This window comes from Arthrobacter sp. 1088 (assembly GCF_031455315.1).
Classification (GTDB): domain Bacteria; phylum Actinomycetota; class Actinomycetes; order Actinomycetales; family Micrococcaceae; genus Arthrobacter.
Genome location: NZ_JAVDSM010000008.1, coordinates 97,667 through 117,993, shown reverse-complemented (window position 1 = coordinate 117,993; position 20,327 = coordinate 97,667). Strand labels below are relative to the sequence as shown.

Genomic DNA, 20,327 nt, shown 5'->3' with positions numbered 1-20,327 from the left:
GCATTAACTGTCACCTCGCGGACCAGCTACCTCGCCGACCACCCGCCGTCCATCGTGTAGCTCGCGCCAGTGACCATGCCGGCGTCGTCCGAGGCCATCCAGGCTGCCAACGACGCCACTTCTTCAACCTCCACCAGCCGCTTTACGGCCGACTCCGTCAGCATCACTTTCGCCAGGACCTCTGATTCAGGGATGCCGTGGAGCCGGGCTTGATCGGCGATCTGGCGTTCCACCAAGGGCGTGCGGACGTATCCGGGGTTGATGCAGTTGGACGTCACTCCGTGCTCGCCGCCCTCCAGGGCAGTGACCTTGCTCAGCCCTTCGAGGCCATGCTTAGCGGAGACGTAGGCGCTCTTGTAGGCCGAAGCCCGGAGCCCGTGAACCGAGGAGATGTTGATGATCCGGCCGAACCCGTTGGCGTACATGTGCGGGAGCGAGGCACGGATGAGGAGGAACGGGGCCTCCAGCATCAGTGCGAGTATCCGCCTGAATTCAGCAGGTTCGAACTCCTCGATCGGTGCTACTTTCTGGATTCCGGCGTTGTTGACCAGGATGTCGCAGTCGAGGCTGAGGGCAGCCAGGGCGTCGACGTCCAGCAGGTCCACCGTCCACGCCGTACCGCCCAGTTCGTCGGCGAGGGCCGCAGCTCCGGAGGCATCGACGTCGGCCACTACTACTTTCGCCCCGCGGGCGGCGAGCGCCCGGGCGCAGGCCGCCCCGATTCCGCTGGCACCGCCGGTGACCAGTGCTTTGCGTCCGTTCAAGGAGTTGTCCATGGAATCAGCCTTTCGCTGCGGTGCCGGCAGCTGAAGTAGCCAGTCCGTGCCGGACGGCGTCTGCTTCGTCCACGTCCTGGAGCGCGATGCCCTTGGTTTCCTTCAGCGAAACGACTGCGACGACGGTGATAGCGCAGGCGACGACGAGGTAGATCGCGGTGGGGAGCCAGGAGCCGGTGTCCTTGAGCCATTGGGTAGCCAGGAGCGGGGCGAGCGAGCCAGCGAAGATCGATGTAACCTGCGAGCCGAGGGACACACCGGAGTAGCGCATGCGGGTGGGGAAGAGCTCGGACATGATGGCGGGCTGCCCTGCGTACATAAAGGCGTGCAGGCACAGGCCGATGGTCACGGCCAACACGATGACCACGGCGTTTTTGGTGTCGAACATGGGGAACGCGAAGAACGGCCAGGTTGCGCCGGCGATCGCTCCAGCCAGGTACACGGGCTTGCGACCCCAGGCGTCAACAAGACGCCCAACCTGCGGGATGACCAGGAAGTGGATCACGTGCGCAATGAGCAATGCCAGCAGGAGCGATGAGGTGTCGTATTTGTGGACACTCTTGAGGTAGACGATCGCGAAGCTGACCACGAGGTAGTACATGATGTTCTCGGCGAAGCGGAGGCCCATGGCCTGCAGGATGCCCTTGGGATATTTGCGGATGACCTCGCCGACGCCGTAGCTGATGGCCTTCGATTCCTCCACCTGCGCCTTGGCCTCGAGGAAGATGGGTGCTTCGGTGACGTGGGTGCGGATGTAGTAGCCGACGAAGACGATCACTGCGGACAGCCAGAATGCGACCCGCCAGCCCCAACCGAGGAATGCCTCGCTGCTGAGGGTGGTGGACATGATGAACAGGACCAGCGTAGCCAGGAGGTTGCCCACAGGAACTGCTGCCTGCGGCCAGGATGACCAGAAGCCGCGCGACTTGTTGGGGCTGTGTTCAGCTACCAGGAGCACGGCACCTCCCCACTCGCCACCGAGCGCGAAGCCCTGGATGAAGCGGAGCGCCACCAGCATGGCCGGTGCCCAGTAGCCCAGCTCGGCGAAGCCGGGGAGGCAGCCCATGAGGAACGTCGAGACGCCCACGATCACAATGGTCAGCTGGAGCGTGGGCTTGCGGCCGAGCTTGTCACCGATCTGGCCGAAGACGATTCCGCCCAGCGGGCGGGCTACGAAACCAACCGCGTAGGTCAGGAACGCCTGGATGATGCCGTCCAGTTCGTTGCCGGTGCTCGGGAAGAAGTACTTGCCGAAAACCAGTGTCGCGGCGGTGGCGTAGAGAAAGAACTCGTACCACTCCACCACTGTGCCCACCATGGACGCAGCGACGATCTTCTTAAGGCCGGAGCCCTTGCCGGATTCGTTCCCGGCCTTTGATGTGGAGCGCTGCTCTACGCTCATATCCATCTCCTCAGTGTCCTCGTTGACCCTTTTGACAGTGCCCTGATGCATGCTGTGATCCACAACACGAAATGCTCCACTGAGTATTACTGCAGATTCATCCGGCCTCAATGATCAAACCGGCACTAAGTGTGTGCAGAATTGCAGATATGAATCCCAATCCGGATGATCTCCTGATACTTCTCGCCGTCTCACGGTCAGGAAAATTCACGACGGCGGCACAAGCCCTGGGCTTGAACCACACCACCGTTTCGCGCAGGATAGCTGCCCTCGAGAAGGCACTGGGCGGCCGCGTCCTCGCCCGCGCCGCTGGTGGCTGGGAAGTGACGGAGTTGGGGGCGGAGGCGGTACTGGTCGCCGAACGCATTGAAACTGCGGTGGGTGCGCTGGGACCCAGCGACGGCGCACCCGACCCCATTACCGGCGTCGTACGCATGACAGCAACCGATGGTTTCAGCGCCTACATAGCCGCCCCGGCCGTAGCCCGCCTTCGGCGCGACCATCCAGGGCTCAGCGTTGAGATTGTCACCGTCACCCGCAGGGCGCTTCAGCAACGCTCCGGCCTGGACATCGAGGTGGTCGTGGGGACGCCACAGGTCCACCGGGCAGAAGCAATAAGGCTCGGCGAGTATCGCCTGGGAATGTACGCCTCCCGCGCGTACTTGGCAGCCAACGGCACGCCGCGCACCATCGAGGAACTTACGCAGCATCAGTTGGTCTACTTCGTGGACTCCATGCTCCAAGTGGACGATCTGGACGCACCAAGAAGACTCGTGCCGTCCATGCGCGATGGGCTGAGCTCCACCAACGTGTTCGTGCATGTGGAGGCGACGAGAGCCGGCGCGGGCGTGGGCTTCCTGCCTTGCTTCATGGCCGATCGTCACGCAGATTTGGTGCGGCTCCTGCCAGCCGACTTCGCGGAGCTGCTCCCATACTGGATGGTCCTCCGCCCGGACTCCATGCGCCGCCCCGCAGTGGCCGCCGTCGTCCAGGCCCTGCGCGAGGAGACGGAGCGCCGCCGGGAGGAGCTACTCGGGTGAAGCTGCCGGCGGATCGTGGCGAACCGGCGTCCCGGCGGCGAAGGCCCGCACTTGGGCGTCGTTCCAGATGTGTGCAGGGACGGCCCCGCCCAAGAGCTTGCGGGCAAGGGTTGGGTCGTCGCCGAATGGCACGTGGCTGCCGGCCATGATCATGTTCCCGTAGCGGCGGCCCTTGAGCATGGCGGGGTCGGCGATGATCATGGTGTGCTCAAAAGTGTCGGCGATGGTGGCAGCATCAGCGCGTGCATTCTTCAGATCCGGGGCGTCGCCCGAATTGACCACGTACAAGCCATCGGGGGCCAGGACGGCGTCGGCGTGGGCGTTGAATTCGCGGGTGGTGAGGGCGCGTGGCGTAAAAGCTCCGGCGAAGACGTCCCTGATGATGAGGTCCCGAGTATCAGGGGTCAGGGACTCGGTCACTGCACGCGCTTCACCGACGCGGATCCGGAGCAAGGGCGCCTTGGGGAGTTCGAACCAGCCACGGACGTAGTCGGCGAGCTTTGCATCGAGCTCCACCACCACTTGCCGCGCATCCGGGTATGCCGCGTTGAAGTATCGGGCCATGGAGCAGGCTCCCCCGCCCAGGTGCAGGGCCCGCAGCTTTGGCTTTGCCTCCCGCGGCCACCTCGATTCCACAAGGGCAGCAATCCAGCGCATGTATTCGAAGTCAAGGAACAGTGGATCGGCGAGGTCAATGTGAGAGCTCAGCACGCCGTTGATCTTCAGGAGCCAGCCGTTATTGTTGTCAGGATCGGGAAGCAGTTCGCAGTCGCCGGTGTCAATGTAATAGACGCCTGCTACCGGACCGTCAGGACGGGTGCCGCCAGGCAGCTCAATGACTCCCGCCGTCGACCTTCCCGCCCGGCCGGACTTGCTTGCTTTGCTGGATTTACCGGATTTCGCCACTAAAACCGCCCTGCCTGAGTCATGGATCCAGCCTAGTGGAGTCGCGCATCATCGCATTCCATCGAAGCATTTAATAAGGATGCTTACCACTTAGCGTCATTGGGCCATAAGATCTCTTCATGGAAGCTTTGGGATCGGTTTGGGTGGAGGTGTTTACGGTCGCGTTCGCCTGGCTGACCGTGGTCTGCCTACTGATTGCCCGGGTGCCCAAACCGCCCAGCCTCCTGGAGGAACCGCCCGAGGACGAACACCCAGGCGCCACGCAACCGGCACCCGGCGCACGCCAAGGACGGCTACGGCATCTCCTGCCCAGGCCAAGGGCAGCCAGGCGCCCCAGGCCGCGCCATCATGAACACGCCTGAAGGCAAGAAGTCCCCACCTTAAAGCCCGACGGCGGGACGCACCATCCGATGTTCCGGCAGTAAGTACCACGAGGGATCGCACAGCTGCCGCTTGCCATCGGGCACGAAGCCGTTGCGACGGTAGAAGGCCTGGGCCCGCGGATTATCATCGAGGACCCACAGATAGGCCGGACCATCACCCAAGAGCTCGTCCACCAGCGCCTGGCCTACGCCACGGCCATGGACCCGCTGCAGCGTGTACAGCATGAACAGCTCCACGTCACAGGGGCTATCCTCATCCCTGCCCGGTCCTGAAGCCGCGATTCCTACCAATTCACCATCGGGATCATGGGCCAGCATTCGCGGATGGCCTGCCGCGATCAAGGCCCTGTACCGCTCGATCCTCTCCGGCAGGGTAGCTTCCTGCTTCGCGAAGAATTCCGGCGGCAGCAAATGCCCATAACTCTCCCGCCAGGACTGGACATGCATGATGGTCATGGCTTCGGCGTCCTCAACAGTTGCCGGGCGCAGCGTGAAATCCATCGGCTACCGCACCCTGGCGATGGCGAAACCGTCCCAGCCCTTGCTGCCCACAGTCTGGATGGCCGTGGAATCAAGACGTGGGTCCTGGCCAAGCATTTCCAAGGCCTTGACGATTCCCGGCGCGTTCACCTCGTCCCGCGCAGGCTCCAGGATGGAGCCGTCCCAGATGACGTTGTCGATCACGATTACCGTGCCGGGATGGCCAAGACGGATGGCCCAGTCAAGATAATTGGGGTCGTTCTCCTTGTCCGCGTCGATGAACACAAAATCGAACGATTCCTCGCCCACCAATGTGGGCAGCGTGTCCAACGCGGCACCTACCCTGATGTCCACCTTGTGCCCCACCCCGGCCGCGTCCACGTTCGCCCGCGCAACGTCAGCATGCTTTTGGAGGTACTCGCACGTCACCAGCCGGCCGTCGTCGGGAAGTCCCTGGGCCATCCAGATACTGCTGAAACCGGCCAACGTACCAATCTCCAGGACGTGCCTGGCTCCGGACAACTGCACGAGCATCTTGAGCAGCTTGCCGGCGTTCGGCGCCACTTCTATCTGTGGCATGCCCGCCTCGACTGCAGATGCCAGGGCGCGCTTGTGGTCAGGATCAGGACGCACGACGACGTCAGTCAGGTAATGCTCGACATCAATCCAACCGGGTTCAGCCACGTGTTCAATCATGGCCCCCAGTCTTGCACTGGTCACTGACAGGGGAAAGAGCTAATCCGTGGTGGAAATAGCCTCTTCCAGACGCTCTACCTTGCCGGTCAGTTCACCGCTGTAACCGGGCCGGATATCCGCTTTGATCACCAAGGAGACGCGGCTGCCAAAGCGGCCCACGGCCTCCGTCGCCCGCTTAACGACGTCAAAGACCTCGTCCCATTCGCCTTCGATGGTGGTGAACATGGAGTCCGTCTGGTTCGGCAAACCGGACTCGCGGACGATCTTGACCGCGGCGGCCACGGCATCGTGCACGGAGGCGTCGGGGGTGGGTCCGCCGTTGGTGGCGGAAGCGGGCTGGCCTGAAGGGGCGACTGAGAATGCAAGCAACATGAAATCCAGTGTTTCACGTACTGGTTTGTCACATAACGGCCTACTCCCGCGTAACAAAGGCTCAACCCCTGTCCGTTGCTACCCTGACAAGCATGGAACAGCCCTCTGAACGCAAGCCCCTCAGGGCCGACGCTGCACGAAATGTGGACAAAATCATCACCGCAGCCCGGCAGTGCTTCCGGGAACACGGCCCCGAAGTTCCCCTGCAGACCATCGCCGCCACGGCAGGAGTAGGTCCGGCTACGCTGTTCCGCAACTTCTCCGATAAAGAACAATTGGTACTTGCGGCCCTGTCCCGCCAACTTCGCCAGCACGTAGATCCCGTCGCGGACGCGTCCCTCGAAGGCATGGACGCCGCCGAGGGTCTCATCAACGTCATCGATGCCGTCATGGGAGTGGCGAGCGAAGACGCCAACCTGCTCGACGCCGTCGCGGGCCGGCGCGGACTCCTCATGGGCATTACCGGCGGCCTCATCGGCTCCATGGCCACGCTCCTCGAACGCGGTCAGGGGCAGGGTTCGCTGCGCCGCGATATCACCATCGAGGACATGGTCCGGCTCCTTGCCATGCTGATCGGTGCCGTGGACACCATGGAACCTGGCTCCGAAGCCTGGAAACGTCCCGTGGCGCTCATTGAAGACGCTATCCGGACAGAACGTCCGTCCCGCCCGCTCCCGGAACAATCACCCATCCCGGGCGTCACGCTCACGGACGACGTCTAGCAGCTAGCCCCAACCGAGCAACCTCAGGAGTGCTGCTGCGGCAGCACCCGAGATAACCACCACCAGGAACGGCGCGCGAAGCCAAAGAGCGACGGCGGCCGCCGCCAGTGCGCCAATGCGTGCGTCCAAAACGAGCCCCTGTCCTGAAGCGAGGGCGTTGACGACGGTCAGGGACGCCAGCAGCCCAATGGTCATGGTGCCTGCGATATGCATAATCCTCGGGCTCTGCAGCAGTTTGGCCGGGACAAAATAGCCCACCAGCTTGGTCAGGTACGCAAGCGCACAGGCGATGAGGATCCAGAGCCAGAGGTTCATTCGTTCCCCCTGCCCGCAGTGTTGTTATCTCCGTGTCCCTGCTTGCGCGCGTACGGGTCGAGGTCAGGCTCAAGTCCTTCATCCATCCGTGCGTGGCTGAACCAACCGATCACACCGGCCACCAGCGCAGCCACCAAAATGGGAACTCCCGAGGGAACAAACGGCACGGCGAGAATCGTCGCAAGTGCACACGCCGCGGCGATGGCCCAGGGTTCGCGTCCCTTCAGCCTCGGCCACAGCAACGCCAGGAAAGCAGCAACCGCGGCGCCGTCCAGGCCCCACTGTTTGGGATCGCCCATGGCGTCGCCGGCCAGCGCACCAATGGCAGTAAAGATATTCCAGAGAATGAATATTCCAATGCCGGCTGTCCAAAAACCGCGGCGTTGCTCGTCGAGGTCCGACTGGCCGGATGCCGTCGCTGTTGACTCGTCAATCGTCAGGTGGGCCGAGATATATCGCCGCCATCCATGTGGACGCAGCATGGCATTGATCTGCATGCCATATATTCCGTTGCGCAGCCCCAGCAAAGCGCTGGCCGTCATCGCTGCTACCCCGGATCCCCCACCCGCCACTACGCCGATGAACGCGAACTGGGAACCTCCACTGAACAGCAAAAGACTCAGCACCATTGTTTGCCAGAAATCGAAACCTGACGCCACGGAAAGCGCACCAAAGGACACGCCATAGAGGCCTGTGGCAATGCTCAGCGACAGGGCAATCTTGAAAGCTGGCGAGTCCTTGAGTTTCAAGGGAACTGCTGGACCTCCACTCACTTCCGCAGGCTCCAGGACCACAGGATGAGCGGAACCTGAAGAGGCAATCTCAGCGTGTGGATGCGTCGCTGGCTGGGCGTGCCGTTGGGACCATATGCACGGCGGAGGGCATCAATATGCCCTGCAAGGAATACGGTAAACATGGCTGTCGTGGCGTCCGCAGCCACTTTGCGGGTGGCCGGGATGAGGAGCCCGACGGCGGCAGTCGCCTCAAGCAGGCCGCTGGAAGCGACCCATTCCTCACGGGACATAAGAGCCAGTGGACCATTTGGCTGGCTCCCCGGCTCGTCGCTGCGGCACAGGTAATCAGGCACAACCGGGTAGTAGAACCCAGGTGTGCGGAAATGCTTCATGGCACTCGCCAGGAGAAGTGCGCTCAGACCGATTGCGGAAGTGGTTTGTGTGGCACGGGCTGACCAGCGAAATGACATGAGACCACTCAATCACAAGCGCGGTGGGGCCCAAAGTTCGGTGTTATCTGCTGGGGACCTGAAGCTGGGCCAAGACCTGCGCGGGTTTGTTCGTGGTGATCTCATGGATGCCCAGCCCCTGGCACAGAGCTACGTCCTTCTCCGAGTCCACGGTCCAGACCCTGAATACCCTGCCGGATTCCAGCCAGCGTTGGACGTTGCGGGCATGTTCCCGCACGTAGTCGATGCCTGGTCCGGCAATTCCTACCTCGCCGTGATCCAGGATGCGTTCAGCCTCCAACTGGGTTGCCTTCATGACGTTGGCCACCGCACCTGCCGTGATCGGACCCAGGCCCAGCTCTTGCCGAAGCTCCTGCACCGAAAAGTTGTCCACCAACTGGCAAATGTACTGGGCTGGAACCTTCTTCAGCAGGTGTTGGATCGAGTCGGAATCGAAGCTCATGAAAGAGACCTGGATGTTCTCAAGCCGGGACTCCCCGGGTATCCATCCCTCACTGAGCAGCACGTCCAGAACCCTGTCCTCAAGGTTGAGCTGGTAGGGGCTGGGGTGCTTGAGCTCGATCGCCAAACCTATCTCGCGCCCCGCGCCACGCAGAATGTCCAGCAGTTCCGGCAAGGTAAGGAATTGATCAGCGATCCCGCCGTAGGCATCCGGTATCCGGGCGCCCTTCCAGGAGGAGAAGTCCAAGGCCCGGAGTTCCTCAAGGGTCTTCTCCGAGACCGGGCCGGTGCCGGTGGAAGTGCGGTCCAGGTTGGCATCATGCAGAAGGACCACGTGCTGGTCCCGGGTCAAGTGGACGTCGCACTCAACGCCATCAGCTCCGTCAGCAATCGCCTTGAGGTAGGCCGCACGGGTGTGTTCCGCGAACGCAGCACTGGCGCCGCGGTGTGCGTAGACCTTGGGCCGGCGAGGGGCCAAATCGTCGCTAGTCATGCAGCCACGGTAGCCCACGCGGCTGCACGCACGGGGCTACGCTGGGCTAATGCAGGTGAACTCTGAACAAATCCCGGCCGAAGACCTCACCAACCAAGCCCAGCCAGCCCAAGCGACAGCTTCCGGAGCCACTCAACGGGGGTCCGTCGTCGTCGGCCGTTCTGCTGGTGACGAGGAAAAGGCAGCGGCTCTGCGCCGCATGAAACGGCTGGCCCTGGCGCTGTTGATAGGCATGGCCATTGTGTTCATGCTGGCGTTCGCTTTCCAGAAGCAGTACCCATGGCTTGAGTTTGTCAGGGCAGCGGCCGAGGGTGGCATGGTCGGTGCTTTGGCTGACTGGTTCGCGGTCACGGCGCTGTTCAAGTACCCCATGGGCTTGAAGATCCCGCATACAGCCATCATTCCCCGCCGGAAGGACCAGATCGGCGAATCGCTGAGTGAGTTCGTGGAGAGCAACTTCCTGTCACAGGAAGTTGTGCAGGACAAGTTGGCGAGCATAGACATTGCCCGCAAGGCAGGCCTGTGGCTATCCGGACCGGGAGGCGCCGAACGTGTGGCCAAGGAAGGCGGCGCGATGATCCGCGGCGCGTTCACCGTGCTGAACGACGACGACGTGCAAGCAGTTATTGAGGGCATGGTCCGCAAGCACCTGCTCACCCCGCCGTGGGGACCACCCGTGGGCCGGATGGCGGAACGGATCTTCGCTGACGGGCATCACCACAAGCTGGTTGACCTGCTGGTTGATCGTGCCGCCGATTGGATGGATGCCAATCATGCAACGGTCAACAGGCTGGTTTCGGACCGCTCGCCGGTGTGGGTGCCGACGTTCGTGGATGGGCTGGTGAGCGACAAGGTGTACGTCGAACTCCTGAAGTTCGTGCGGGCGGTACAAAATGACCAGAACCATCAAGTGCGCAAATCGATCGATGCCTACCTGACGGACCTGGCGCAGGACCTGCAGCATGATCCTGCCATGATAGAGCGCGCCGAGACCATCAAGGCCCAGATCCTGGGTGATCCTGAAGTCCGGGAATTGGCCTCGCGCACCTGGGGAACAGTCAAGAATGCGCTGCTCACCGCCGTCGACGATCCCGACAGCGAACTCAGCCAGCGGTTCAAGAGCGCCGTCCGGGACTTCGGTTCGCGGCTGGTCAACGACGCCGAACTCGCCGGGAAGATCAACGCCTGGATTGGCGACGCTGCGGGCTACCTCGTGAACACCTACCGATCGGACATAGCAGGCGTCATCTCGGAGACCGTTGCCCGCTGGGATGCTGAGGAAACGTCCCGGAAGATCGAGCTGCAAGTGGGCAAGGACCTCCAGTACATCCGCATCAACGGAACCGTTGTGGGTGCCTTGGCCGGCCTCGCGATCTTCACGGTTGCGCACCTGCTGTTCGGCTAAGGCCGTCAGTGGCGGACGCGGCGGCCGGACCGTGCAGCGAAGTCGTCCAGCGCTGCGATGATGTCACGTGCCAGCCATACGCTGACCCCACGCACTTTCCCGGCGGGAGTCAGCACCCCAGCCGCTTCCAGCCGTTGCACTGCCCTGTACGCCGTTGCCTGCGAGACCTTGGCGTAATCGGCTGCCATCTCAGCGGTGATTGCGGGCTCGCGAGGCAACAGCTCAAGGACTTTAAGCACGGATTCCTGAGCAGATCCGATCTTTGCGACGAACTCCTTCTGTGCAGTCCGGATGTCCTCCGCCAGCAACCGGCCATTTTCCACGGCGAGCATGGAAGACTCGGCAAAACGCTCAATGATGGGCAGGATGTTTCCCTGACGGTAGTCACCCAAGGAGTCGAAGTAGAGCCGGGTATTGGTCAGCAGCCCTGAAGAAACGGGGATGGTTACCTTTTCCGTTACCCCTTTAGCGCGGAGCAAGGCGCTGACGATCGCCCTGCCCGTGCGGCCGTTGCCGTCCGCAAAAGGGTGGATGGTTTCGAACTGTGCGTGTGCCAAGGCAGCTTGAGTCAGAGCGGGGATGTCGTCTCGGCGCATGAACTCGACCAGGTCCTCCATGGCTGCCCTAACACGACCGTGATGGGGCGGCACGAACTCCGCTGAGTGGGGTGAGTTGCCCCGGATCCAGACTTGGCTGGCCCGGTATTCCCCAGCTATGACTTGGTCGGAGGAAGCCAGCAGGGTGTGATGCATGGCTCCGATATTCTGGACGCTGAGGTCTTCAGACAAGGCAATTGCGGCCTCCATGGCATCCACATTGGACGCAATCAGTGCAGCGTTAGGACTCGAGCGGTCGCCTAATTGCGCCAGCAGGATCTTCCGCGCACCGGCCGTAAGGTTCTCGATCTGGGAACTCGATGCGGACTCACCTCGGAGCAGCAACGCTGCGAACGGCGCAGATTCCTGTCCCAGCTCGGCGTCGAACCGGACCATTTCCACAGTGGCTGCCTCAACAAGCGACTGGGTGCGGGAATCAACCTGAGGGTCGAGGCGGGCAATTTCTGCCGGGATGGCAGCTTCGTAGGGGCCGCGTGCCAAGAGCCGTTGACGCCTGGACGTTCCCGGCTCAGCGTCCGCTGCCCAGGGATGCTCTTCGTGGCTGATTGACGGCCAAGCAAGGCCGCCAAACTCTTCGTCGCGTTCACTGCGCATGGCTCTCCTTGAGAAGATCGACCAGCCCATTTTCTCACGATTCGCTGTTTATGAGAAAATCGAGCCATCTGATTCTCACAATCGAACGCCACTGAGAAAAACGATCGGCGACCTTCTCACGTCACCCCAGCAAATGAACCATCTGTCCCGGCCGTGCTTGGCCCAGCAGATCCAGGTCTTCGTCGCGAACAACTGCGATCACGGGGGACTTGCTCGTCGGCGGGTGGCCAGCCAGGGCAATGACGGGAAAGCCCGACGGCGGCAACAGGACCGAGCCTGAAAGCAACGGTTGTGCCTGGGGTACTGGAGTCGTGGCCGGCCCAGTGGCGCCCGCCACCGCCGTCGCACCGGCGGGCTCGAGTGGGCGCCCCACCAACCGGGCACCTACCCGGTCCGATTCCGGCGAGAGGATCCATGGTTCGCTGGTCAACCGAAGCCAGGTACCGGCGTCGTAATTTTGGGCTTGTGGACCCCGCTCCACTCGGGCCACCACCGGACGTTCGGGATCCAGGGCCCGACGCGGGGCGTGGTTCTCCGTCGAAATATTGTGGCCGTGGGCGCGTCCGAAAGTAAGCGAGCCGCCGGCGCGAAGGGGTTCCGTCTGGGGTTCGATGCCACCCTGAACGGCCAGGTAGTACCGGATCCCGAACAGCGCCGGCCCAAACTCCAATACCGCCCCCGGGCTGACGCGGACAGCCTTGTTGAACGGCAGCTCGGAGCCGTTGAGCTTGACCACGCCTTCCGCGCCCGTGATGGCCAAGGCCGAGGCCGTGACGAACCGGAGGCGCAGACCACCCAAAAGTATCTCCAGGCCGCCCGCAGAGTCAGGGTTGCCCAGCATTGCGTTGGCAAGGTGCAGGGAAGTGCGGTCCAGGGCCTGGTCAGGTGCAAGGGCCAGGGTCAAGGGGCCCGGATCAACAGCGACGGCACCCATTAAAACCTCCTCAAGTACCTCGTATTCAAGGTGCGTTCCAGGACAAACTAGGCGAACGCATCAATTTCCACCCCTGCTTCCTCCAAGCCTGCCCGAACTGCCGCGGCCATGTTCACAGCCCCAGGAGTATCGCCATGGATGCAGAGGGAATCGGCGCTGACCGGGACAATGGTTCCGTCCACGGCCACCACTTCTTTACGCGTCGCCAGCCGAACGGCCTGGGCGACTACCGCTGCGGGGTCGTGCAGCACTGCGCCTTCCTCGGATCGCGGGACCAGTGTGCCGTCAGGAAGGTACGCCCTGTCCACGAATGCTTCCCGGAAGACCGGGTGTCCGGATTCCTCGGCCAGCTTCAGCCAGGCCGAGCCCGGCAAGCCCAGCACCGGCAGCCCGGGATCGTAGGCATGGACGGCGGCAACCACGGCCTCAGCTTGGTCGGGATCGTGGACGATCCTGTTGTACAGCGCGCCGTGCGGTTTGACGTAATCCACGGACGCTCCCACGGCGTGGGCCATGCCGTCGAGGGCGCCGAGTTGGTAGAGGACATCGCCGAACAGTTCGTCGAAGGTCATGTCCAGCGAGCGCCGTCCAAAGCCGGCCAGGTCCCGGTACCCCACATGCGCGCCGACGCGAACGTCCAGTTCGAAAGCGGCACGGCAGCTGTCCAGCATGGTCAGTGGGTCTCCGGCGTGGAAACCGCAGGCCACGTTGGCGCTGCTCACGATGCGGAACATCGAGGCGTCGTCGCCCATGGTCCAGGAGCCGAACGACTCCCCCAGATCAGCGTTGAGGTCCACTGTTACCGCCTTCCAGCGTCAGATTGTTGTTGGTCTCGTTGGTGGGTGCGCCCGCCAGCAGTTCGCCGGGGATCGTATCGGGCAGCGGACCAAAGGCTTCCTTGGCAGTTGCGACGACTGCGCGGCCCATCATCAGGTTGCCGGCACCACCCACCACGGCACCCACGCCAAACGGCAGGGCTCGTCCCAGGAACGCGGAGCCTTGGCGCTTCAGGAGGTTCTTCAGGAACGCGCGCTGGATGGCATCGCGAATGACGCCAAAGCCACTGCCGGGAATCTTCTTGGTGAGTGTCGTGCCCCAGGCATTGGTCACGCCCTTGCCTCGTCCAAGGGACTGGCCGCTGAGGGCACCCAGCAGAGACGTGCCTTCCTCGCCGAGCATGATGGCCATGACCATCGTCCTTGCCCGTTCCGGGTCCGTCAGCCGGATGCCGTGGAGCTCCGCCAGTGTTGATGCATAAAGCGCGGTGGTCTCCAGGAACCCGACGGTGGCAAGGGCGGAGAGTCCCAGCGAGGCTGCGGTTCCGATGCCAGGCACGACGGCGGTGGCCCCCACGGCAGCTCCCCCGCCGGTGATGGCGGCCAAGTAGTCGCGCTCCAGTTTCGCGGCAAGCTGCGCGGGCGACGCCTTTGGATGCCTGCGCTGCATTCTGCGCAGGTTTGCCAGAACTAGTGGCCGCTGGATTTCGACGGCGCGCAGCAAGACATTGTGCACACCCGGCTTGGCGTTGCCTTGGGCGTCGAATACTGCGTTGTGGGCTGTCTCTTGGGCGATTTTCACCGCCGGGTTGGGGCGCTTGGGCATCTTCACCTCTGCATGGCAGTTAGTCGTTTCGCGGAGAACTACTGCGTTCAGCCTATGCCACCCGTAGCTTCGTATGGCCCGTTGAGAGGCCTGTTCTGCGCGTTTCCGGGCGAGGATTCAGCGCAGGGCGGACCTCTCAAGAGAGCCGGGCCGGCGTAGACTTGAGTGCACTCACGGAAGCAGTCCAAGCACGGACAGGGAGTATCCGTAATGAACGCAAACGACAAGACACAGCACATCATCCGGCACCACACCGACGCCCCTGCAGAGGGAGAGACGGAAGGCTGGGTTTCGCACGATACCGGCATCCACAGCCAGGATGCTGCCGAGGGGCCCGATTTCGACGACGACGCCCCGCCGTCGGGCGCTTCATAACTCCGGTTCCTCCCGCACTTACCGCTGGACGCCTTCAAGAGCGGCCAGCCCTTGGCGTGCGCTAGTCATGAACCCACCGGGCCGGCCGCGGGCTATTTTGGGGCGGGCCCGGTGGTGTTGCGGATAACCAGGTGCGGTGTCCGCACAAGGTGCGCCGGCGGCGTCGAGCCTTCCAGCCGATCGATGGCACGGTCGACGGCGGCCCGCGCCAGAAGCGGGGCGTCCTGGCTGACGGAGGACAACTGGACGTAGCTAAGGCGGGCGAACTGGCTATCGTCGTAACCGAGGACGGACACATCCTCAGGGACGCTGAGCCCAGCTGCCCGGAAGCTTTCCCAGATGCCCAGTGCGCAGCGATCGTTGAAGGCAAGGACGGCGGTGGGCAGGTCCTCCAGAAGCTCCCGACCAGCCCGGAGGCCGTCTTCTTCGGTGGCGCCACCGGGAATCACCCGGGCTTCCAGCCCCCGGCCAGCCATCTCTGCCCGGAATGCGTCGCGGCGTTGTGGACTCGAAACAGCGTCCCCGCCGTCTACGTGGGCAATTCTCCGATGCCCCAGCGAGGTGAGATATTCCACTGCGATGCGGATACCGGCGTCGTCATCGCTGCTGACGGAGTCCAGGAATTCGCCGACGTCGTCGCGGAGCAGGCTGACCACAGGGAGCCTTGCGGCATAACCGGCCAGCTCGTCCTCCCCCAGCGCTGGAGAAATCATGATCAGGGCTTCACAACCCAGGTCCAGCAGAGACTCGACGGCACGCGATTCCGGCCGGCCGTTGGCCACTGCGCTTAGCGCGATATCGTAGCCGCGCTCAGTTGCTCCGGCGTAAGCGGCATCGACGATTTCGGCGTGGAACGGGTGCGACGTGGAAAAGCTGACACCGAGCAGCCTCGTCCGGCTGCTGCGGAGAAGACGCGCACGGCTATCGGGACGGTAGCCGAGTTCCTTGGCAGCTTGCTGGACTTTAAGTCGCGTAGCTTCAGAGGCTCCAGGAGCGTCCCGCATCACGATGGAAACGAGCGCACGGGAAACCCCTGCCGCTTCAGCGACGTCCATCAGTGTGGGACGCTTTCCCATCGTGGCCCTCCTTCGCCCGCAGCCAGTCTATAGAACGATCTAAGACACAAACGGCGCAAAGGAATCCTGCCCCCCGGACATGCGGCCGGTCGCGACTCAGACGACCGACCGCACTAGCCCGGTATCGCAGTGACGGCGCCCCGGGTGGGCCCCAGAACCCACCACATCCATCACTGCCAACTCAGCGTTGTCCGCGGACATGCGCCGAAAAGGGCAACGGCACATTACGCGGTACAACGACTTGGGCACTGGATATGTGCTTTGGCCTGCGGAAACGTGACGCGGGGTTTTGCAATAATCTTCAGCGTTCCCCGATCGGCGTCTTCCGGGCAACATTCGCCCACCGTATTCCGGCGAGCGCTCTGGCTGTTTTCCACAAGACCTGTTTAATGACCCCATGAGCACAGTGGATCCCGTCGCCCTCCGGAAACTGCGCGCCAACAAGCGCCCCGGCCCGCTTGCCGTGGTGCTGACGCTTGCCTTCCAGTTCGTCGCTGGGTTGGCGGCCGGCTTTGGCTGGCCCCACATCACAGCCTTCGAGTCGGAGGTGCCTCCCGGCCTGGCACTGGCCGCCATCATCTCCAGCATCCCCCTGATTGTCCTGAGCTCCATCGCCTGGACAGCCATCGTGATGAAGCACCGCAAACTTGGGCTCACTTTGGGCGGAGCGCTGATGTGGCTTGGTGCGGCAACCGGTGTGGCGGTGGCCGCGGTCGGTCTCGAATACCCTGCCATCCTGACGTGGATAGGCGTGGGCTGCCTCGTCGTGTCCCTGTTTCTAGTGCTCCTTGGGGTGATGGCAGCGCAGAAAAGGCGGCTTGTTGCCGAACGTGAGGCCGGTGTCATGAGCACAGGCATCATGACGTCCGCGAGAGTCAGCGACAAAGGCTATGTGGCGTTCCGCGACAGCGCCAGAATCCTCACCACGGTGACCTTCACCTTTCACGACTCAAGTGGCGTCCAACGATGGGTGCAGCGTCCCCTCTTGATCGATGCCGCTGATCCCGTGATTGATGGTCAGGAGACCACGCTCTGGTACGACCCCTCGGACCCCGGCAATGACAAGAAGATTGTGGTCAAACTGGCCCAGGACATGCCCCTGCGGGCTTCGTGATCCTGCAGCCCTGAACGTGCTGCCGCAACGGCGACATTTTTCTTCTCCTCACCGCACTTAAAGGGTGTTCGAACGAGCAACCGATGCGCGTCAGGAGCCACACATGAACACCCTCAACCAGGTATCGGCAATATCGGCCGTCCTACCGCTTGCGGATACCACCGACATCCACCTCCTGTTCATGGCCGGCCTGGTTTTCCTCACTGGCATTGTTGGCGTTGGCAGCGTCCTGCTGCTCCTTTTGCTGACCCCGCTCATCAGGCTGGCCTTCGGGCGTCATCTTCCCCATGCACGTGCCCGGCGGAACGATGCCACTTAGCCGTAGCACAAGAGGCATCTAGAACGATCTAGACGATGGCGCCCCGAGCATGCAACCATTGGTTCACTAGAACGATCTAGACGCGTGAATCGAGGAACAACAATGACGTACCTTCAGCACCCGGTCATCGAGGACCGGCCTGTCCGCATCGCTGTAATCGGCGCCGGCTGGATCGGCAGATTCCATGCCGAATCCATCGCCCGGAGGATTCCCAACACCCGGTTGGAAGCCATTGCTGATCCGGTCCTGCCTGCCCTGGAAGCGTTGGCAAGCCGCCTCGGCGTCACCAAAATCAGCACCGATGTTGCCGACGTCCTCGCCGATCCCGATGTGGACGCCGTACTTATCGCCACTCCCCTGCGGTTCCATTCCGAACTGATAACCGCTGCCGCCAAAGCCGGTAAGGACGTGTTCTGCGAGAAGCCTGGCGGACGGACCATCGCCGAACTCGACTCCGCCATTGAAGCGGCGGCAAGTGCCGGCGTCGTGCTCCGTTTCGGTTTCAACCGCCGCTACTCCACGGATTTCGCCGCCGCCCGGAAGCTGATCGACGACGGTGCAGTCGGAGTCCCGCAGCTGCTCCGCTCCCTCACCCGCGATCCCGGCACCGAAGCCGGCATCAGCAACCCGGAGAGGATCGCCCCCGGCACCATCTTCCTGGAAACCCTGATCCACGATTTCGACACCCTGAACTGGCTGAATCCGGGCGCCGTCCCCGTGAAAGTCCATGCAGTCGCAGATGCTTTGATTGCTCCCGAGGCCAAGGCCGGCGGCCTCCTGGACACTGCGGTTGTCACTGTCACGTACAGCAACGGCGCCATCGCTGTAGCCGAAGCCAACTTCAACGCCCTATACGGTTACGACGTCCGGGGCGAAGTGTTTGGCTCTGCCGGCATGGTCACCGCAGGCAGCCCACAGGCCACCAACGCCACCAGCTACACAGCCGCCGGCATTGGCTCGGACACCACCCGCCTGAACATCGATCTCTTCCACGATGCCTATACGGCAGAGCTGGCCCACTTCGCGGACGACGTCGCCGCACGCCGCGGGCGAGCAAGTGAACGCACGACGCCGGCAAACCCGCCGGCCGCTGTAGCTGCCCCCGGGGGCGTGGATGCGCGCAACGCCTTGGCGGTCGCCCTGGCCGCTTTCACGTCAGCCCGGACAGGGCTTCCCGTTGATGTTTCCTCGATTGCCGACCTTCGTCCAGCCGAAACGCATCCAACAGCACAGCTTCAGGCGGCAGTACAGCTTCAGGCCGTAGGGCACGGAGCATGAGCTTCCGCCTGGCGGTCTGCGCCGAGATGGTCTACGGCGAGCTGCCATTAATCGATCGGGTACGCCGCATTCATGATCAAGGTTTCGAGGTGGAGCTTTGGGACACCCGCGGCCGGGACATCCGGACCCTCGCCGCAACCGGCGCCACGTTCTCCTCCATGAGCGGCTACTTCGGCGGCAGCGTCATTGATCCTGCCACCGCGCATGAAGTCCTGGCCTCCGCAGAGAAGCTGATCCCCACGGCACTGGAGCTGGGCGTCGAACGCATGGTGGTTCACCCTGGCGAACTCGGTGAAGGCGGACGGGCTGTCCGCCCGCTCCAGCGGTCAACCGGTGAGATGTGGCTGACCGGCCTGCGAACCTTGGAACAGCTGGCTGAACTGGGCCAAAGGCACGGCATCGTGTTTGCCTTGGAAAACCTGAACACTATCCTGGACCACCCCGGCATTCCGCTGGCACGCGCCAAGGACACACACGCCTTGGTCAAGGCCGTCAACCATCCCAACGTGAAGATGATGCTGGACCTTTACCACGCACAGATCGGTGAAGGGAACCTTATTGAGCTGGTGCGCTCAGCCCAGCCTTTTACGTGTGAGATCCAGGTTGCCGACGTGCCGGGCCGATTCGAACCAGGGACCGGCGAGATCAACTACCCGGCCATCGCCAAAGCACTCCGCGACGCCGGGTACACGGGTGTGATTGGCATGGAGGCCAATGCAATCGGCGGCCAGGGCATCCAGGCGGGCGACGCAGCGTTGGCAGCCTTCCGCGCCGCGTTCTCTCCCAACTGAGTCGCAGCTGAGCGCGTTTAGACGGCTCTAAACGCGCTCTAATGCGACTCAGTTGGGTAGTGCTCCCGCAGCAGCAGCACCCCGGCATTGGCGGCGACGATCAGCCCGATTCCCACCCACTGCCCCGCGGCCAGGTCCTGGTGCAGGATCACGGCGCCAATGACCGCGGCAAACACAGGGTTGATGCTCATGAGCACGCCGAACATGTTCGCGGGGACCCGCCTAAGCGCGATCAGATCAGCCACGTAAGGCAGCACGGATGCGAAGATTCCGGCCGCCACGGCGCAGAGAACGGCCAGGCCGTCCAGTGGTTGACTGATGAAAACCACGACGGCGACAGGCAGGAACAGCGTCGCCGACACTCCTGTTGCGGCTGCTGTGCCCTGGATGCCCTGCACTCTTTGGCCGACAGTCCGGTTCAGGAGGATGTAGGCGGCCCAGCTGCAAGCGGCGATGAGCCCCAAGCCGATCCCTACGACGTCCATGGATGCCTCGGGCCGGGTGATGGCCAGGACGCCGAATGCAGCGACCACAGCGCAGACCGCACTGCTTTTTCGTCGCGAGCTGATCAAGGCCACAGCCAGGGGCCCAAGGAACTCAAGGGTGACGGCAAGTCCAAGGCCGATCCGTTGGATGGACGCATACAGGCCGAGATTCATGGTGCCGAACGAGACTGCGAGCAGAAGGACGGGCCACCATTGCCGCCAGCGCAATTCCCTCAACCGCGGCCTGACGATAGGCAAGAGAACTGCAGCCGCCACGAGCTGGCGCACCGCCACCACACCTACAGGTCCCATGACCGGAAAGGCGAATGATGCCGTTGCGGCGCCAAGTTGGTTGGAAAGTGCGCTGGCCAGGAGCGTCGCCGCACCCCCGGCCTTCCGGGACGGCTTTACTCCAATTGCCCTCGTATCGATCATGGTGAAATTCTGCGCTCGGGCAACGTATCCGCTAAATGCATGGACGATGCTATTTATGCGGTGGGCGCATGA

Annotated in this window: 25 protein-coding genes; 9 read left to right on the top strand and 16 right to left on the bottom strand. The window is 63.0% G+C overall.

All coding sequences use genetic code 11. The features are described from left to right. Positions 1 to 26: 26 nt before the first annotated feature. Both J2Y41_RS14210 and J2Y41_RS14205 read right to left on the bottom strand, forming a co-directional pair. Complete coding sequence (locus J2Y41_RS14210) at positions 27 to 776, bottom strand: 3-hydroxybutyrate dehydrogenase (RefSeq protein WP_309929410.1); 750 nt, start codon at positions 774 to 776, stop codon at positions 27 to 29. Positions 777 to 780: 4 nt separating this feature from the next. Then, a complete protein-coding gene (locus J2Y41_RS14205; protein WP_224094913.1) occupies positions 781 to 2,178 on the bottom strand; it encodes an MFS transporter in 1,398 nt (465 codons plus the stop codon). 149 nt (positions 2,179 to 2,327) lie between these two features. Here J2Y41_RS14205 and J2Y41_RS14200 point away from each other — a divergent pair, with 149 nt between their 5' ends. Continuing rightward, a complete protein-coding gene (locus tag J2Y41_RS14200) occupies positions 2,328 to 3,218 on the top strand; it encodes a LysR family transcriptional regulator (protein ID WP_309929408.1) in 891 nt (296 codons plus the stop codon). Here the strand turns inward: J2Y41_RS14200 and J2Y41_RS14195 are convergent. Continuing rightward, complete coding sequence (locus J2Y41_RS14195; RefSeq protein WP_309929406.1) at positions 3,207 to 4,124, bottom strand: fused MFS/spermidine synthase; 918 nt, start codon at positions 4,122 to 4,124, stop codon at positions 3,207 to 3,209. The two genes, J2Y41_RS14200 and J2Y41_RS14195, sit on opposite strands and share 12 nt — an antisense overlap. Positions 4,125 to 4,243: 119 nt before the next feature. On the opposite strand from J2Y41_RS14195, the gene J2Y41_RS14190 reads away from it, so the two are divergent. Further along, entirely contained in the window at positions 4,244 to 4,486 is a 243-nt protein-coding gene (locus J2Y41_RS14190) for a hypothetical protein (RefSeq protein WP_309929403.1), read from the top strand. Between the two features lie 18 nt (positions 4,487 to 4,504). On the opposite strand, the gene J2Y41_RS14185 is transcribed toward J2Y41_RS14190, so the two are convergent. From J2Y41_RS14185 to J2Y41_RS14175, 3 genes are read right to left on the bottom strand one after another with little or no spacing between them, the layout of a single operon-like run. Next, entirely contained in the window at positions 4,505 to 5,008 is a 504-nt protein-coding gene (locus J2Y41_RS14185) for an N-acetyltransferase (protein ID WP_309929401.1), read from the bottom strand. A gap of 3 nt (positions 5,009 to 5,011) precedes the next feature. After that, entirely contained in the window at positions 5,012 to 5,683 is a 672-nt protein-coding gene (locus tag J2Y41_RS14180) for an O-methyltransferase (RefSeq protein ID WP_309929398.1), read from the bottom strand. A gap of 39 nt (positions 5,684 to 5,722) precedes the next feature. Continuing rightward, positions 5,723 to 6,055, bottom strand: coding sequence for a thiamine-binding protein (locus tag J2Y41_RS14175; protein WP_224094903.1), 333 nt, complete (start codon positions 6,053 to 6,055; stop codon positions 5,723 to 5,725). Positions 6,056 to 6,147: 92 nt separating this feature from the next. Here J2Y41_RS14175 and J2Y41_RS14170 point away from each other — a divergent pair, with 92 nt between their 5' ends. Continuing rightward, positions 6,148 to 6,777 carry a TetR/AcrR family transcriptional regulator gene (locus J2Y41_RS14170; RefSeq protein ID WP_224094902.1) on the top strand — a complete coding sequence of 210 codons (630 nt, stop codon included), beginning with the start codon at positions 6,148 to 6,150 and terminating at the stop codon, positions 6,775 to 6,777. A 3-nt stretch (positions 6,778 to 6,780) separates the two neighbouring features. Here the strand turns inward: J2Y41_RS14170 and J2Y41_RS14165 are convergent, their stop codons facing one another. The 4 genes from J2Y41_RS14165 to J2Y41_RS14150 are packed head-to-tail and all read right to left on the bottom strand — an operon-like array spanning position 6,781 to position 9,230. Next, positions 6,781 to 7,092, bottom strand: coding sequence for an AzlD domain-containing protein (locus tag J2Y41_RS14165; protein WP_223947666.1), 312 nt, complete (start codon positions 7,090 to 7,092; stop codon positions 6,781 to 6,783). Then, positions 7,089 to 7,841, bottom strand: coding sequence for an AzlC family ABC transporter permease (locus J2Y41_RS14160; protein ID WP_396133548.1), 753 nt, complete (start codon positions 7,839 to 7,841; stop codon positions 7,089 to 7,091). Before J2Y41_RS14160 ends, J2Y41_RS14165 begins: the two co-directional genes overlap by 4 nt. Before the next feature lie 20 nt (positions 7,842 to 7,861). Continuing rightward, entirely contained in the window at positions 7,862 to 8,296 is a 435-nt protein-coding gene (locus J2Y41_RS14155) for a hypothetical protein (RefSeq protein ID WP_224094899.1), read from the bottom strand. A 43-nt stretch (positions 8,297 to 8,339) separates the two neighbouring features. Continuing rightward, entirely contained in the window at positions 8,340 to 9,230 is an 891-nt protein-coding gene (locus J2Y41_RS14150) for a glycerophosphodiester phosphodiesterase family protein (RefSeq protein ID WP_224094897.1), read from the bottom strand. 49 nt (positions 9,231 to 9,279) lie between these two features. Here J2Y41_RS14150 and J2Y41_RS14145 point away from each other — a divergent pair, with 49 nt between their 5' ends. Next, the gene (locus J2Y41_RS14145) at positions 9,280 to 10,635 is read left to right on the top strand and encodes a DUF445 family protein (RefSeq protein ID WP_309929389.1); all 1,356 of its coding nucleotides are present in this window, start codon (positions 9,280 to 9,282) and stop codon (positions 10,633 to 10,635) included. A gap of 5 nt (positions 10,636 to 10,640) precedes the next feature. Here the strand turns inward: J2Y41_RS14145 and J2Y41_RS14140 are convergent, their stop codons facing one another. The 4 genes from J2Y41_RS14140 to J2Y41_RS14125 form a co-directional block, all read right to left on the bottom strand. After that, positions 10,641 to 11,846 (bottom strand): Fic family protein, encoded by a 1,206-nt coding sequence (locus J2Y41_RS14140; protein ID WP_309929387.1) that lies wholly within the window; start codon positions 11,844 to 11,846, stop codon positions 10,641 to 10,643. Positions 11,847 to 11,967: 121 nt separating this feature from the next. Continuing rightward, positions 11,968 to 12,780, bottom strand: coding sequence for an allophanate hydrolase (locus J2Y41_RS14135; RefSeq protein ID WP_309929384.1), 813 nt, complete (start codon positions 12,778 to 12,780; stop codon positions 11,968 to 11,970). 47 nt (positions 12,781 to 12,827) lie between these two features. Further along, the gene (locus J2Y41_RS14130; RefSeq protein ID WP_224094888.1) at positions 12,828 to 13,577 is read right to left on the bottom strand and encodes a LamB/YcsF family protein; all 750 of its coding nucleotides are present in this window, start codon (positions 13,575 to 13,577) and stop codon (positions 12,828 to 12,830) included. Then, positions 13,561 to 14,382, bottom strand: coding sequence for a hypothetical protein (locus J2Y41_RS14125; RefSeq protein WP_309929379.1), 822 nt, complete (start codon positions 14,380 to 14,382; stop codon positions 13,561 to 13,563). Before J2Y41_RS14125 ends, J2Y41_RS14130 begins: the two co-directional genes overlap by 17 nt. A 210-nt stretch (positions 14,383 to 14,592) precedes the next feature. Between J2Y41_RS14125 and J2Y41_RS14120 the strand changes: the two genes are divergently transcribed. Then, positions 14,593 to 14,757, top strand: coding sequence for a hypothetical protein (locus tag J2Y41_RS14120; RefSeq protein ID WP_224166129.1), 165 nt, complete (start codon positions 14,593 to 14,595; stop codon positions 14,755 to 14,757). 92 nt (positions 14,758 to 14,849) lie between these two features. Here J2Y41_RS14120 and J2Y41_RS14115 read toward each other — a convergent pair whose 3' ends face one another. Next, positions 14,850 to 15,833, bottom strand: coding sequence for a LacI family DNA-binding transcriptional regulator (locus J2Y41_RS14115; protein WP_309929376.1), 984 nt, complete (start codon positions 15,831 to 15,833; stop codon positions 14,850 to 14,852). A gap of 397 nt (positions 15,834 to 16,230) precedes the next feature. Between J2Y41_RS14115 and J2Y41_RS14110 the strand changes: the two genes are divergently transcribed. The 4 genes from J2Y41_RS14110 (at position 16,231) to J2Y41_RS14095 (ending at position 19,335) form a co-directional block, all read left to right on the top strand. Further along, entirely contained in the window at positions 16,231 to 16,947 is a 717-nt protein-coding gene (locus J2Y41_RS14110; protein WP_309929373.1) for a hypothetical protein, read from the top strand. A 103-nt stretch (positions 16,948 to 17,050) separates the two neighbouring features. After that, entirely contained in the window at positions 17,051 to 17,266 is a 216-nt protein-coding gene (locus J2Y41_RS14105; RefSeq protein WP_309929369.1) for a hypothetical protein, read from the top strand. 102 nt (positions 17,267 to 17,368) lie between these two features. Continuing rightward, positions 17,369 to 18,544: a Gfo/Idh/MocA family oxidoreductase gene (locus J2Y41_RS14100; protein ID WP_309929366.1), complete on the top strand. Its 1,176-nt coding sequence runs from the start codon at positions 17,369 to 17,371 to the stop codon at positions 18,542 to 18,544. Further along, complete coding sequence (locus tag J2Y41_RS14095) at positions 18,541 to 19,335, top strand: TIM barrel protein (protein WP_309929364.1); 795 nt, start codon at positions 18,541 to 18,543, stop codon at positions 19,333 to 19,335. Before J2Y41_RS14100 ends, J2Y41_RS14095 begins: the two co-directional genes overlap by 4 nt. 38 nt (positions 19,336 to 19,373) lie before the next feature. Here J2Y41_RS14095 and J2Y41_RS14090 read toward each other — a convergent pair whose 3' ends face one another. Next, a complete protein-coding gene (locus tag J2Y41_RS14090) occupies positions 19,374 to 20,255 on the bottom strand; it encodes an EamA family transporter (RefSeq protein WP_309929362.1) in 882 nt (293 codons plus the stop codon). Positions 20,256 to 20,327: the final 72 nt, after the last annotated feature.

Coding starts and splice junctions, on each gene's coding strand:
- J2Y41_RS14210 (WP_309929410.1), bottom strand. CDS start 776: ATGGACAACTCCTTGAACGGACGCAAAGCACTGGTCACCGGCGGTGCC.
- J2Y41_RS14205 (WP_224094913.1), bottom strand. CDS start 2,178: ATGAGCGTAGAGCAGCGCTCCACATCAAAGGCCGGGAACGAATCCGGC.
- J2Y41_RS14200 (WP_309929408.1), top strand. CDS start 2,328: ATGAATCCCAATCCGGATGATCTCCTGATACTTCTCGCCGTCTCACGG.
- J2Y41_RS14190 (WP_309929403.1), top strand. CDS start 4,244: ATGGAAGCTTTGGGATCGGTTTGGGTGGAGGTGTTTACGGTCGCGTTC.
- J2Y41_RS14185 (WP_309929401.1), bottom strand. CDS start 5,008: ATGGATTTCACGCTGCGCCCGGCAACTGTTGAGGACGCCGAAGCCATG.
- J2Y41_RS14180 (WP_309929398.1), bottom strand. CDS start 5,683: ATGATTGAACACGTGGCTGAACCCGGTTGGATTGATGTCGAGCATTAC.
- J2Y41_RS14175 (WP_224094903.1), bottom strand. CDS start 6,055: ATGTTGCTTGCATTCTCAGTCGCCCCTTCAGGCCAGCCCGCTTCCGCC.
- J2Y41_RS14170 (WP_224094902.1), top strand. CDS start 6,148: ATGGAACAGCCCTCTGAACGCAAGCCCCTCAGGGCCGACGCTGCACGA.
- J2Y41_RS14165 (WP_223947666.1), bottom strand. CDS start 7,092: ATGAACCTCTGGCTCTGGATCCTCATCGCCTGTGCGCTTGCGTACCTG.
- J2Y41_RS14155 (WP_224094899.1), bottom strand. CDS start 8,296: ATGTCATTTCGCTGGTCAGCCCGTGCCACACAAACCACTTCCGCAATC.
- J2Y41_RS14150 (WP_224094897.1), bottom strand. CDS start 9,230: ATGACTAGCGACGATTTGGCCCCTCGCCGGCCCAAGGTCTACGCACAC.
- J2Y41_RS14145 (WP_309929389.1), top strand. CDS start 9,280: ATGCAGGTGAACTCTGAACAAATCCCGGCCGAAGACCTCACCAACCAA.
- J2Y41_RS14140 (WP_309929387.1), bottom strand. CDS start 11,846: ATGCGCAGTGAACGCGACGAAGAGTTTGGCGGCCTTGCTTGGCCGTCA.
- J2Y41_RS14135 (WP_309929384.1), bottom strand. CDS start 12,780: ATGGGTGCCGTCGCTGTTGATCCGGGCCCCTTGACCCTGGCCCTTGCA.
- J2Y41_RS14125 (WP_309929379.1), bottom strand. CDS start 14,382: ATGCCCAAGCGCCCCAACCCGGCGGTGAAAATCGCCCAAGAGACAGCC.
- J2Y41_RS14120 (WP_224166129.1), top strand. CDS start 14,593: ATGAACGCAAACGACAAGACACAGCACATCATCCGGCACCACACCGAC.
- J2Y41_RS14115 (WP_309929376.1), bottom strand. CDS start 15,833: ATGGGAAAGCGTCCCACACTGATGGACGTCGCTGAAGCGGCAGGGGTT.
- J2Y41_RS14110 (WP_309929373.1), top strand. CDS start 16,231: ATGAGCACAGTGGATCCCGTCGCCCTCCGGAAACTGCGCGCCAACAAG.
- J2Y41_RS14105 (WP_309929369.1), top strand. CDS start 17,051: ATGAACACCCTCAACCAGGTATCGGCAATATCGGCCGTCCTACCGCTT.
- J2Y41_RS14100 (WP_309929366.1), top strand. CDS start 17,369: ATGACGTACCTTCAGCACCCGGTCATCGAGGACCGGCCTGTCCGCATC.
- J2Y41_RS14095 (WP_309929364.1), top strand. CDS start 18,541: ATGAGCTTCCGCCTGGCGGTCTGCGCCGAGATGGTCTACGGCGAGCTG.
- J2Y41_RS14090 (WP_309929362.1), bottom strand. CDS start 20,255: ATGATCGATACGAGGGCAATTGGAGTAAAGCCGTCCCGGAAGGCCGGG.